General features: G+C 71.6%; 10 protein-coding genes and 4 pseudogenes. 10 read left to right on the plus strand and 4 right to left on the minus strand.

Going from position 1 to position 12,582, the window contains the following annotated elements; all coding sequences use genetic code 11:
* Both E4099_RS19805 and E4099_RS19810 read left to right on the plus strand, forming a co-directional pair.
* A partial coding sequence (locus tag E4099_RS19805; RefSeq protein ID WP_135340430.1) for a PQQ-binding-like beta-propeller repeat protein occupies positions 1–1,235 on the plus strand: 1,235 nt, incomplete at its 5' end.
* Between the two features lie 49 nt (positions 1,236–1,284).
* Positions 1,285–3,429, plus strand: a complete 2,145-nt coding sequence (locus E4099_RS19810; protein ID WP_135340431.1) for a protein kinase domain-containing protein — start codon at positions 1,285–1,287, stop codon at positions 3,427–3,429.
* Between the two features lie 50 nt (positions 3,430–3,479).
* Here the strand turns inward: E4099_RS19810 and E4099_RS19815 are convergent.
* A pseudogene (locus E4099_RS19815) lies at positions 3,480–3,803 on the minus strand (TetR/AcrR family transcriptional regulator C-terminal domain-containing protein); the annotation flags it as partial.
* On the opposite strand from E4099_RS19815, the pseudogene E4099_RS34340 reads away from it, so the two are divergent.
* Positions 3,799–3,915, plus strand: a pseudogene (locus E4099_RS34340) (cupin); the annotation flags it as partial. The pseudogenes E4099_RS19815 and E4099_RS34340 sit on opposite strands and share 5 nt — an antisense overlap.
* Positions 3,916–4,057: 142 nt before the next feature.
* On the opposite strand, the gene E4099_RS19825 reads toward E4099_RS34340, so the two are convergent.
* Positions 4,058–4,738, minus strand: a complete 681-nt coding sequence (locus E4099_RS19825; RefSeq protein WP_135340432.1) for a TetR/AcrR family transcriptional regulator — start codon at positions 4,736–4,738, stop codon at positions 4,058–4,060.
* A gap of 71 nt (positions 4,739–4,809) precedes the next feature.
* Here E4099_RS19825 and E4099_RS19830 point away from each other — a divergent pair, with 71 nt between their 5' ends.
* The 3 genes and pseudogenes from E4099_RS19830 to E4099_RS19835 all read left to right on the plus strand — a co-directional run bounded on the left by E4099_RS19830 (position 4,810) and on the right by E4099_RS19835 (position 6,679).
* Positions 4,810–5,928, plus strand: a complete 1,119-nt coding sequence (locus E4099_RS19830; RefSeq protein WP_135340433.1) for an FAD-dependent oxidoreductase — start codon at positions 4,810–4,812, stop codon at positions 5,926–5,928.
* A gap of 38 nt (positions 5,929–5,966) precedes the next feature.
* Positions 5,967–6,185 (plus strand): annotated as a pseudogene (locus E4099_RS33085) (EamA family transporter); the annotation flags it as partial.
* A pseudogene (locus tag E4099_RS19835) lies at positions 6,181–6,679 on the plus strand (HAD domain-containing protein). The pseudogenes E4099_RS33085 and E4099_RS19835, both read left to right, overlap by 5 nt.
* Before the next feature lie 57 nt (positions 6,680–6,736).
* Here E4099_RS19835 and E4099_RS34345 read toward each other — a convergent pair.
* Positions 6,737–6,892, minus strand: coding sequence for a DUF6131 family protein (locus tag E4099_RS34345; protein ID WP_245245014.1), 156 nt, complete (start codon positions 6,890–6,892; stop codon positions 6,737–6,739).
* 265 nt (positions 6,893–7,157) lie between these two features.
* On the opposite strand from E4099_RS34345, the gene E4099_RS19845 reads away from it, so the two are divergent.
* The 4 genes from E4099_RS19845 (at position 7,158) to E4099_RS19860 (ending at position 11,419) form a co-directional block, all read left to right on the plus strand.
* Positions 7,158–7,742 carry a DinB family protein gene (locus tag E4099_RS19845; protein ID WP_135340435.1) on the plus strand — a complete coding sequence of 195 codons (585 nt, stop codon included), beginning with the start codon at positions 7,158–7,160 and terminating at the stop codon, positions 7,740–7,742.
* A 459-nt stretch (positions 7,743–8,201) separates the two neighbouring features.
* A complete protein-coding gene (locus tag E4099_RS35225) occupies positions 8,202–9,035 on the plus strand; it encodes an MFS transporter (protein ID WP_425348263.1) in 834 nt (277 codons plus the stop codon).
* A gap of 20 nt (positions 9,036–9,055) precedes the next feature.
* Positions 9,056–10,855, plus strand: a complete 1,800-nt coding sequence (locus tag E4099_RS19855; RefSeq protein ID WP_245245011.1) for a DEAD/DEAH box helicase — start codon at positions 9,056–9,058, stop codon at positions 10,853–10,855.
* Positions 10,856–10,858: 3 nt separating this feature from the next.
* On the plus strand, positions 10,859–11,419 hold the full coding sequence (locus E4099_RS19860; protein ID WP_135340436.1) for an SWIM zinc finger family protein: 561 nt from the start codon (positions 10,859–10,861) through the stop codon (positions 11,417–11,419).
* 181 nt (positions 11,420–11,600) lie between these two features.
* On the opposite strand, the gene E4099_RS19865 is transcribed toward E4099_RS19860, so the two are convergent.
* The coding region (locus tag E4099_RS19865) for a serine hydrolase domain-containing protein (RefSeq protein ID WP_135340437.1) at positions 11,601–12,582 on the minus strand (982 nt) is incomplete at its 5' end.

Genomic DNA, 12,582 nt, shown 5'->3' on the forward strand with positions numbered 1-12,582 from the left:
CGCCCACCCGCCGCGCGCTGCTGAGCCGGCTGGCGGCCGGTGCGGCCGGCGCCGCCCTGGGGGTGGCCGGAACCCTTGCCTGGCACGCCGGTTCGGGTGGTGGCGGGGCCGCCGCACCGGCACGGCCCACCCGGCGCGGCACATCCGCCCCCGCGCCGGCCGGGCTGCCGCCCACCGCCCTGTGGCGCTACGACGACGACGCGGCAGCCACCGAACTCCTCCCCATCACCGGCGCCGGGCGGTTCCTCGCCACCCGGAACGAGACCTTGTCCGGCCATGACCTGCGTACCGGGAAAGAGGTCTGGGACCTGCCCGACCTGCGGGGATTCACCACTCCCCGGAAGGTCCCGGGAGACCGGGTACTGGTGAACACCGGATCCGATCTGAAGCTGTGCGCGCTGGGGGACGGCCGCATCGAGTGGGCCGACCAGAGGCTGTACCAGCGGGACGTCGTCGTCGGCGCGGTGCTCGCCACGGCGGGGGACACCGCGTGGCTGCTCCTCCAGCCCTACCTGAGCGACTCCGAGGAACGGTCCGTGGTGGCCTTCGACCTCGCGGCACGCAGGGAGCGGTGGCGCACCCCGCTGCCGAAGGGCCTCGGACCCCGCCTCTCCGCGACCGCGGCCGGCGGGACGGTGATCGTGGAGGCCCTGCCCGAGGACGACCCGCACCGCGATCCGTACGACACCCGCTCCCTGTCGATCGCCGGATTCGACCGGGCCACCGGCGAACTCGCCTGGAAACGCACCTACCAGGACATCTCCGTCGGCCCCCACTCCTCCGTCGTCGACGCCGAAGGACGCCTGTACTTCCTCTCCCCGGGCTCGGTGCACGCGTACGACACGGCGACCGGGCGCAGGCTGTGGACGTCGAGGGCCGGCGCCGACACGGAGCACGGTCCACCGCTGCGGGCCCGGTCCGTACTCTGCACGACGGGCGGCATCACCAACGTCCTCGCGCTGGACGCGGATACCGGGCACACCCGGTGGGACCAGGACCTCGACGAGGACGTGACCCACCACGACCTCGGAGCCATGGCCGTGAGTTCCTCGGGCCGCACGCTGTTCGTGCCGACACGGCGGCAGCTGGCGGCGCTGGACCTGGAAACCGGCGAGCGGCTGTGGCAGCTGGTCGTCACCGGACTGGAAACCTTCGATCCACTGCAGTTGGTGACGGCCCCCGGCACGCTGCTCATCGCCCAGCCCTCGGCCGTCATCGCCATACCGACCCGCTGAACCCCCGACCCCCCTCCCGGCAACCGCCGTACGAAGGAGCGTGCCGCCCATGCCCTCGGTTCTCCCGCTGCTGCCCGACGACCCCGACCGGGTCGGCCCGTACCGGCTGGTGGGACGGCTGGGCAGCGGTGGCATGGGCACGGTCTTCCTGGCGCGCACCGCCGGCGGCCGGCTGGCCGCGGTCAAGACGGTACGGGCCGAACTCCGCGACCAGCCCGGATTCCGGGTCCGGCTGGCCCTGGAGGCCGAGGCGGTGGACGCGCTGGGCGCCGGGCGCACCGCGGAGCTCCTGGGAGTGGACCCCGAGGCGGCGCTGCCCTGGCTGGCCGCCGGCTACATCCTGGGGCCCTCCCTGGCCGAGGCGGTCAGGACCTCGGGCCCGCTGCCCGAGGCGCCGGCCCGGCAGCTGGGCGCCGCGCTGGCCGAGTCCCTGGCCGCGCTGCACCGGGCCGGGCTGGTCCACCGGGACCTCAAGCCCGCCAACGTGCTGGTCACCCCGCAGGGCCCGAGACTCATCGACTTCGGGCTCGCCCGTGCCCCGGGCAGCCCGGCGCTCACCGCCTCGGGCGAGATATCCGGCACCCCCTCCTACATGTCACCCGAGCAGGCGCGCGGCGCCGAGCACGGCCCGGAAGGGGACGTGTTCGCGCTCGCCGCGCTGCTGGTCTTCGCCACCTCCGGACACGGCCCGTACGACGGCGGCCCCGGGCGGGACTCGCTGCGGCTGCTCCGGGAGGGCGCGCCGCCCGATCTGACCGGGGTACCGGACGGGCTCCGCGACACGCTCGCCGCCTGCCTGTCGGCGGAACCGGGCGAACGCCCCGCCCTGGGGCGGCTCCTGGCGGACTGGGGCCCGCCCGTCCCGGCCGAGTTCGCCGGCCTGCTGCCGGAGCCGCTCCTCGCCGACCTCGGCCGACGCATCGACGAACTCGCGGCGCTCGGCGGTGCGCCGCTGCGCGAACCACCCCCCTCGTCCCCCCGCCCCTCGCGCCGGGCGGTGCTCCTCGGGTCCGCCGCGGCCCTGGCGGGCGGCGGCCTCACCGTCCTGTGGGCCGCGGACGGGCTGCCGGGCACCGGGGGCGGTCGGACCGCGCCGCCCCGGCCGAGCCGATCCACCGGAAGACGGCCGCCCGGCGTCGCGCCCACCCCCCTGTGGTCGGTGCCGGCCACCCTCGCCACCACCCCGCCCCTGGCCACGGACCGGATCGTGCTGCACCAGGGGGACTCGAACCGCGCACTGGACGCCGCCACCGGGCGGGAGTTGTGGGAAGCGGGCTCGGTCGACCTGAGCCCCGCGGTCTCCGCCGGACGGCTGGCCGGATTGTTCTCCGACGACAGAGGCGATCCCACCGCGGGCTATCTCGACCCGCGCACCGGCCACCTCGTCCCCGGCTCGGCCGGGCGGCGCGTGCTGGGAGCCCTCAGCGTCTACAGCGATGTGCTGGCGGCGGACGCACGGGCCCTCTACCTGCTGGGCTACTACCAAAGCGATGACGACCGGACCGAACCCTGGCTGCTGGCCTACGACCTCCGGGCCCGCCGGCTCCGCTGGCGCCACCGGATCGAGGGCACCAACCCCGACCACGGACTGCTGACGATCAGCGCGGTGGTAACCGGCGGACGCCTGGTCTGCTCGGATCCGGCCCGGATCCTCGCCGTCGACACCGCCGACGGCAGCCTGCTGTGGGCCCGCCGGGTACGCAGCGACAAGCAGGCCCGGAGCCCGTCGGACCGCGGCGGGGTCCATCCGCCGGTGGTGTCCGACCGGCACGCCTACGACTACGCCGGCGTCATCACCGCGGTCGACCTGAGGACCGGGCGGACCGTCTGGACCCTGGAGCCCGAGGACGTGACGGTACTCGGTTCGCCGGTCTGCGTGAACGGCACGCTCTTCACCGCGGCCGAGTCCCTGCGCGCGTACGACGAGTCCACCGGGAAGAGGCTCTGGAGCTATGACCCCGGGCCGTACTTCGGCCATCTCGCCCTCCCCGCCCCCTTCCGCGGCGAGCTCTACGCGGGGGTGAGCGGCGGCGGCCTGGCCGCCGTGGCGGTGGACATCGACAAACGCCGCACCGCCTGGAGCCTGTCCGCCCGTTCGGTGCGCATGCCGAACGGCCCGGCGGCCCTGACCCACCGCGGCGACCGGCTGTACCTCCAGGCCCACGACCGGCTCGCGGCAGTGCCACTGGACTGAGCCGATGGCCGGAACGGCCGGGCGGGCGGACGGTGACGGGGGGCTCGAGGTCAACGAGCGGGTCGGCCGGCCGCCAGCAGGCCGTCCACCAGGGCTCGGAGCCCGTCCAGGTAGGTGTCCTCGGCGGTCAGCGGTGCCCAGTGGTCCGCGACCTGCGCCAAGCGGGGCAGTTCGCTCGGGTCGAGATCGGCGAAGACGAACTCCCGGTAGGTGGGGCGGTCGTCGTCCGTGCGCCGCCGGGCCGCCGTCACGCGGACCACGATCTCTCCGGCGGTGTAGTACCAGATCGCACGGTATCCGCGTACCGCCAGCTCGGGGGTCATGCCGCACTCGACCAGGCCGTCGACGATCTGCTCGACGAACCACAGGGCCGTGATCGTCCCCCGCGGCCGCTGGCACCGCCTGGAGCTGGACGCCCCCAGCGATCTGATGTCGATCACCCTTCGCGACGGCACCCGCCTGGAAAGGCGTACCGACACTCGCTGACGGTGGGGTGGCCCGGTCGAGCCTGCCGCCGGGCCACCCCCCGGCGACCGTACGAGGGAGGCCGCCGCCCAGGGGACCTCTCGGCGTGGGCGACTCGGCCGCACGGCGGGCGCGGCATCCGGGACCGTCCCCCAACCGCGCGTCACCGGGAGATGCGGGCCTCGATGCCGTCGAGCAGGAAGTCGAGGCCGATCCGGAAGGTCTCGTCGGCGTCCAGGTGGGCGGCCTCGCGCACCACCGTGGCCAGCGCGGGGAGTCGGCCGGTGGCGAAGGTCCGCTCCAGATAGGGCCCGAGCGCGGCCTGCCAGCGCTTCTCGTCCATCCCGGTGGCCCGCTCGGCGCGCCGCTCGGCGATCTCCCGGCGCACCGCACCGATCACGTAGGCGTTGACCGCGGCGACCACCGGCATGACGGCGTCCACGTCGAGGCCGTCCAGCGCGGCCACCACGGTCTCCCCGGTGGCCAGCGCGTGCGGCCCGAGTTGGGGTCGGCCACCCAGGAGGTCGGCAAGCCATTCATGTGCGTGAGCGGCGCGCCGAGTGGTTTCGGCGAGGGACCGGAGCACCTCCCGCCAGTCGTCTCCGGCCGGCCGGATCTCGGCGTGGACGGCGTCGACCATCAGGTCGAGCAACTCCTCCTTGCCGGCGATGTAGCCGTACAGCCGCATCGGCCCGACGCCCAGCACGGCGGCGACCTTGCGCAGCGACACCGCCTCCAGGCCGTCCGCGTCGGCCAACCCGATCGCCGCTCGCACGATCCGCTCTCGGTTCAGCGGAGCCGGCACCGGTCGATTCGGCGGCTCCGGCCTCTCCCACACCAACATGCCGCCACAGTACATTCGCCCCGGGCGATACAGTGTATCGATCAGTACGGTGTATCGAAGGGGAGGCGACCATGACCATTGCCATCGTCGGAGCCGGGCTCGGTGGCCTGGCTCTCGCCCGTGTGCTGCACATGCACGGCATGGGGTCCGTGGTGTACGAACGCGAACCGTCGCGCGGCGCCCGCGGCCAGGGCGGCATGCTCGACCTCCACGCGGGGACCGGGCAGCGGGCGCTGCGGGAGGCCGGCCTGATCGGCCGGTTCCACGCGATCGCCCGTGGCGAAGGCCAGGACCTGCGACTTCTCGAACCGGACGGCACCCTGCTGCTCCAGGAGGACACGCCCGACGACGCCCCACTCGAGCGCCCTGAAGTCGACCGCGCCGATCTGCGCGAGCTGCTGCTGGACTCCCTCCCCGATCACACGGTGCGCTGGGGACACGCCCTCGATCACGCCGACCACGGCCGGCTGCACTTCGCCGGCGGCGGCAGCGCGACGTATGACCTGCTGGTCGGCGCCGACGGCGCGGACTCCAAGGTCCGTCCCCTGCTCACCGACGCCCGCCCAGCGCACACCGGCCAGAACGTCGTCGAGCTCGGCATTCCCGACATCGACCGCACCCACCCCGACCTCGCGGCGATGGTGGGGCGAGGCAACTACTGGGTGCTCGGCAACGGGCAGTCCCTGTCCGCGCAGCGCAACGGCGACGGCCGCGTACGCGTCTACCTCAGCTTCCGCACCGCCGAGGACTGGTTCGCCACGAGTGGGATCCCGTTCGACGACCCAGCCGCCGCCCGGGCGCGGTTGACCGACCTGTTCGCCGGCTGGGACCCACGGTTCACCGCACTGATCGCCGCCTGCGACGACACGATCCAGCCGCGAGCCATCACCGCTCTCCCGGTCGGCCTGACCTGGCCGTCGACACCAGGCGTCACGCTGCTCGGCGATGCCGCGCACCTGATGCCGCCGGTGGGGCAGGGTGCCAACATGGCGCTGCTGGACGGCGCCCTGCTCGGCCTCGCGCTGGCCGCGCATCCGGGCGACTTTCCCACCGCCGTCAAGGAGTACGAGCGCGAGATGTTCGCACGCACCAGCGCCGCCGGCCGGCGGTCCGCGCACGTTCAGGAGATCCTGATGTCCCCGGACGCCGGGCGGAGGATGCTCGCGTTCTTCCAGCCTGACGGAGCCTGAGGCTCTGCGGGATCCGCGGGTGCCGTTCGGCGCCCGCCGCCGGACTGCGGCACCTGCCGGCAGGGACCGTCGGACTGATCGGACTGCTCAATCCCGTCACCGGCGTCCTGCTCGGCACCTCCGTCGCCGCGGAGACGCTGACCGTTCGGCAACTGTGCGGACTGGTCCTGGTCCTGGCCGGAGTCGTCCTGGGCCAACGGAAACCCGCGGGCCGCGGTGACCGCGCCCAGGTGCCTTCCCAGGAGGCTGCGGCTGAGTGGGGGCAGGGCACGCCCGCTGCTGTTCCTGGACGTCGACGGACCTCTCCTGCCGTTCGGCGACGGCCCGCGGCGCGAGCCGTCAGGCGCCGCGACGGATTCACACCTGACGCGGCTCGACCCGCGCCTCGGACCTCGCCTTGCGGCACTGCCGTGCGAGCTGGTCTGGGCCACCACCTGGGAGGAGGAGGCGAACAACCACATGGCGCCGCGGCTCGGCCTGCCGCCCCTGCCGGTCGTGGCCTGGCCGGAAACCTCCGACGCGCATGAACGTGAGGACACATGGTTCGGGCTCCACTGGAAGACCCGAACCCTGGTGGCATGGGCAGGCGGGCGCCCGTTCGTCTGGGTCGACGACGAGATCACCGACGCCGATCGAGACTGGGGCGTCCACCCACCACCCCGCCCCGGCGCTCCTGCACCGCGTCGGGGCGTCCCGTGGCCTCACCGCCGAAGACTTCGCAGTCCTCGATCAATGGCTGCGCGCCACTTGAGGCTCCCCACGGTGGCCCGCGGGAATCGACAGCCGCTCGCCAAGCGGGAGTTTTCGCCTACCAATAGTGGCGACGTCCGCCCACTGCGTGACCGACCGCGCCGAGCACCCAGAGAATCAGACCGATGGCGGCGAGGATGATTCCTATCGTCCACAGAATGGCGATTCCCGTGACGAATCCGACGACGAGCAGGATGACTCCGAGGATGATCATGGTGACCTCCGAGGCCATGAATCCCCCCGCGAGATCGGGTACCCCCTCAGAGGCATTCCATACAGCGAGGCAGCCAACTGCCTCTCCCGCATTCACCTCCAGCGCGGTCAGCGGGCCGGCTTGGAGGGTGTCTCGCGTGGCACGTTTCGCGAGCTTATTGGAGCAGGTCAGAGCGGCGGCCATGGCCAGACCTCGGCTCTGCCGGTCGTTGCGGACCATATAGGGATCTTGAGGCCACGAGCAGCCCATGGCAGGCTCGTGCCGCATGATCGATGAATTCGCGAAGGACAACCTGCACGGGAGACTGCGGCGGGACCGCGAAGTGCTGCTCTGGAAACTCGACGGCCTGTCCGAATACGACGCCCGCCGACCTTTGACAGCGACCGGGACCAACCTCCTCGGCCTGGTCAAACACGTGGCCACCGTCGAGGCCAGGTACTTCGGCGAGGTCTTCGACCGCCCTTCCCCGGAACCGCTGCCCCGGTGGCAGGACTCCGACGGCAGCGATCTGTGGGCGGCCGAGGACGAGACCCGCGATCAGATCATCGGGTTCTACCGGCGTACATGGGAACACTCGGACGCGACGATCGAGGAGCTTGCCCTCGACGCCCCCGGCCATGTGCCGTGGTGGCCGGAGCCTCATGCCGACACGAACCTGTTCGCCGTCATGGTCCATGTCCTCGGCGAGTCCATCCGGCATGCCGGGCACGCCGATATCCTGCGCGAGAGCCTCGACGGCCGCACCGGGCTGCGCGCCGAACACGAGAAGCGGATCGACGAGGAAGCCCGTGCGGCCTACTGCGCGAAGATCGAGCAGGCCGCCAGGTCGGCCGCACCCATCAGGGCCTAGGTCACCCACGTGACGTGATGTTCGTGCGGCGTGATGCCGGTCGTGGGCGCTGACCCATCGAAGTGTCGGGCAGGCGGCTTGCGGGCGGATGCCTCGGAAGCCGCGTCGGACGCGGGTGGGTGTGAGGCGTTCGGGCCCCGGAATGGTCACCACCTGCTCGTCCCGACTCGCCGGCGACATCCCTCCGACTGTGCGGCAGCCCTGCCTCGGCAGGCCGGACGACATGCGGGGCCGAACAGAAAACCCGGGAGTTGACAAGGGTATGGCTATATGCCCCTGGTGATTTGTGAAAGCCTGCGGTTTGGTTTTCCGGCGCTCAATTGACAAGGGTTTGGGAATATGCCCTTGTGGCTCACCGGGACCGATTGTCCGTTCATGGGTGTCAAGAAATTGACAGGGGCCCGACGATTGCCTACGGTTCGGCGGTCAGGTTTTCTCCGGTCGCCCCCGAGGGTATTCATGCCCACACCCCCAACGCTGCCGAAGTTCAAGCAGCAGTCAATCCTCGCCGTTCTCATGCTGTGCTCGCTGCTGATCTGGTTGGAAAACACCGTCCTGAGCACCACCCTGGAGACCCTCGCCGACCCGGTCCGCGGGCTGGACGCCGGCCCGGCCGAGCTTCAGTGGGCCACCGGCGCGTGCACCCTGGCCTTCGCCACCCTGATGTTCACGGCAGGCGCGCCGGGTGATCGCTTCGGCCACCGGACCGTGCTCGCCATCGGGCTGGTGGTCTTCGCCGGCTCCTCGGTGTGGGCAGCGTACGCGGGCGATGCCGACCAGCTGATCGCCGCCCGAGTCGCGATGGGCGTGGGCAGCGGGCTGATCACGCCCGCCAACCTGGCCATCCTCATGTGGGCCTTCACCGGTCCCGCGCGGTCGACCGCGATCGCCGTTTTTTTCGACATCCGCCGGTGTCGGAATGGCCGTCGGCCCGGTACTGGCAGGGGTTCTTCTCGACCATTTCTGGTGGGGTTCGGTCTTTCTGGTCAATGTCCCGCTCGTGGCGTTGGCATTGGTCGTTATCGCCGTGCTGGTCCCGGATTTCCGCAGCCCTGTCCCGCGGCCGCTGGACCCGGCTGGGATGTTGCTTTCGATCAGCGGGCTCGCGGCGTTGGCCTACGGGCTGTTTCGCGCGGGGCAGTCGGAGCAGCGGTGCTGGTGTTCTCCCTGCGCCCCGCCGGAAAGCCCGCGGGGCTGATGCGGGAGCAGGACCACGGTCGAGCGGGCCGTCGCCCCGAGACCGGACGGACGCCCCGTCCAGGGACCGATGACCAATCCGCCTATGAGCGATGACGTGGGGAGCCGCTGACACCGTGGGAACCGACCGAGAAACGCCCCGTGTCCTGCTCGACAGCCAGGCCACGTACCTGCCCGACCGCCATATGTTCGCCCTGTGGACCTGGTCCGGCCGCGCGGTGGGGGCTGCCCCGCCCCTCGGTGATGCCGAGACCGTTCCCCTGGCCGTCCCGACGCCGGACCTCGGCGGGTTCGAGGTGTCCGAGGTCGACTGTGCGCTGATCGAACCGGACGGGCTCGCCGGCGCGCCCCTCGACTCGCCTGGCCGGTCGGTGGACGTCTGGCGGGCATGGATCGCGGGCCGCGACGCGGCCCTGCCGATCGCGGCGCATGCGGTTCCCGATGCCACCGGTGTCGCCGTGACGACGGCGGAGCACGCCCTGGCCGTCTTCCGCCACACCAACGCCGTGGCGACCGAAATGCGCACAGCGCTGACCGCCAAGCTGCGGCCCTACCAGGTTCGCGGCGTCAGCTGGCTGCGCGAGACCGTCGACACCCACGGCGGCGCGGTGCTCGCCGACGACATGGGGCTCGGGAAGACGCTCCAGGCCATCGGCTATATGGCCGGGCGCGCCGAGGAGGGGCCACAGCTGGTGGTGTGTCCCACGTCGCTGGTCGGGAACTGGGCACACGAAATCGCGCGGTTCGCCCCCAGCCTGCGGACGATGACCTGGCGTGGCGGACCACTGGAAGGGGTGGAGGCCGGGACGGTGGTGCTCACCGGCTACCCGACGCTACGCCTGCACAGCCCGATGATGGCGGAACACCAGTGGGTCACCGCGGTCTTCGACGAGGCACAGGTGCTGAAGAACCCGCGCACCCAGGTGTCGAAGGCCGCGCGAACCATCGCGGCCGACGCGCGAATCGCCTTGACCGGCACCCCTGTCGAGAACCACCTCGAGGAACTCTGGGCGCTGCTCAACCTGGTCGCACCGCAGCTGTTCGGGCACAAGGCGCAGTTCCGGCGTCGCTTCGTCCGGCCGATCGCGGACGGCTCCCTCGCCGCCGCCGCCCGACTGCGCGGGGCAATCGAGCCGATCGTGTTGATGCGGAAGAAGTCCCAGGTGGCGGGCTCCCTGCCAGCCAAGATCCACGCCGACCTGATCTGCGACCTCACCGAGGAGCAGCAGCAGGTGTACGACCGGCTGCTGGAGCAGGCGATCGACGACGGCTTCGGCAGCGGCGCACAGCGCCAGACCAGGGTGCTGGCAGCCCTGACCGCGCTCAAACAGGTCTGCAACCACCCGGGCCTGGTCACCGGGGACCTCGGCGAGCTGTCAGGAAGGTCGGGAAAGCTCGACCTCTGCACCGACATCGTGGCCAACAACCTCGAAACCGGCTCTCCCACCCTGATCTTCACCCAGTACCGGCAGACCGGTGAGCTGCTGGTGCGACATTGCGGCGAACAGTTCGGTGTGTCGGTGCCGTTCTTCCACGGTGGCCTGAACCAGCGGCAACGGGCCGATATCGTCCGCCGGTTCCAGGCCGAGGGCGGCCCGAAAGTGCTGGTGCTCAGCCTGAAAGCCGGGGGCACCGGGCTCACTCTCACCCGCGCGGCCGATGTCGTTCACTTCGACCGATGGTGGAATCCAGCCGTGGAGGCGCAGGCCTCCGATCGTGTCCATCGGATCGGTCAGACCCGCACCGTCACCATCACCACGCTGACCACGGGAACCACCGTCGAGGAGCACATCGCGGCCATGCACTCGCGAAAATCCGCACTCTCCGACATCGCGGACATGTCCGGCGTCGCCGAACTGGCCCGCCTGGACGACGACCGCCTCATCGCGATCCTGCGCAGGAAGCGAGACAGCTGACCCATGGCAGACAAGGATTTCGGTTACACCCTGTGGGGCAGGGACTGGGTTCGGCTCGCCGAGCCGTTGTCCCAGACCCGCCCCGATCCGAAGTTGCCCAGCGCGCGCAGAATGGCACTCGCCGGGGGAGTGCGGGTCACGATCGACGGCCGGTTCGTGCGCGCCGCCGTGCACCGCGGTCGCAGCGCCTCGGTGGCCAATATCGAGGTCGCGCCGATGTCCCAGGAGGCGGTAGCCGAGATGTCCCGCCGGTTGTCCGGCGTCCAGCCCGCTCTCACCGACGAGTTGTACCGCGCCATCACTGACGCGGGCCACCCGCCCGCACCGAAACTCGTCGGCGCCGACTGCTCCTGCTCAGCCGACACGTCACGATGTGTCCACGTGCTGGCTGTCTACTACGAAATGGCACGGTGCGTCGATGACGATCCGCGAATCGCTCTCGACGTCCAGGGCTTCTTCCGCGCCTCATCGGACAGTGCCGAGGTATCCACCGCGGAGACACCACAGCGGTGGATCGCACTGAATGCCCTTGATCCGGCCGACTACTTCACGGCGTCCACCTAGCCTCGCCCGTGCGGCACACGTCGACGGCTGCCGCGCGGGCGACCATCGAAGCGGGACGCCCCGGCGGCTCCCTCGGCGTCCCTCTACCGTCATGGCCTGGGAATTCCCTCGCACCCCGGGCCGGATCGGCCGCTGCGCGACTGTGCGTCACAGGGGGCCTGGGCGGGTGGCGATCCGCGTGTCAGTCCTCGCCGACCACCGCCAGGTCGTCGCCCAGGGCCGCGGCGACCTCGGCGGCCCGCGAGTGATCGTCCAGCCGCCGTGTCAGGTAGGCGCAGGCGTGGTGGTGCCGCAGTGACCACCAGGCGGCCGATCCGCCGATCCCGCCCTTGGCGATCTTCCCCCGGTCGCGTACGAAGCCCAGCGTCCATGTGAGGCGGGTGCCGAAGACCTCGTCGAAGCCGGTTACCTGGGGGCTGAGCAGCTCGGTGTGCAGGTGTGGGCCGAGTAGCGCGCGCACCGGTCCGTCCTCGCTGGTGAGTCCGGCGAAGAAGCCCGCCATGGCGGTGGCGGTGGTGTGCAGGTTGGCCGCTCCGAAGACCGACTGCCGCCACTCCCGGGAGTTCGTCCGCTCCGTGTCCAGCACGCCCTCGGGGATCCGCAGCCATGGTGCCGCGTGGAGTCGGTGTGGCCACTTCGGGTCCGCGTACTCCAGGTCGGCCACCCGTTCCAGCGAGTCGTCCGGCACGCCGAACCAGGCGTCGAGATCGAGCGCGGGCCGCACCACGTCGTGGAACATCTCGCCCAGTGTGGTCGCGGCGCTCGCGCGCAGGATGCCGTCCACGAGATGGCCGTAGGTCAAGGCGTGCTCCCCGAGCGAGGTCCCGGGGGTGTACTCCGGGGCCGCGCGCGCCAGGCTCTCCCGCAGCCCCCTCTCATCGAGCGGATCGAGCCCGGCCGCCGTCTCGGGGAACCGCGGCTGGCCGGCACGGTGGGTGAGGACCTGCCGGAGGGTGATCGCCTCCTTGCCCTGACTCCCGTACTCCGGCCAGTACTTGGCGATCGGCTCGTCCAGGGCGAGGGCGCCCTCGCGCACCGCCGCGAGGGCCGCGAGCGCGACGAATACCTTCGAAAGCGAGTAGGGCATCACCAAGGTGTCCGCGCGCCAGGGTCGGCTCCGCCCGGCATCCGCCCAGCCCCCGCTCAGCCGGACGACCTCCCGC

It is taken from the genome of Streptomyces palmae, from assembly GCF_004684805.1.
Taxonomy (GTDB): Bacteria; Actinomycetota; Actinomycetes; order Streptomycetales; family Streptomycetaceae; genus Streptomyces; species Streptomyces palmae.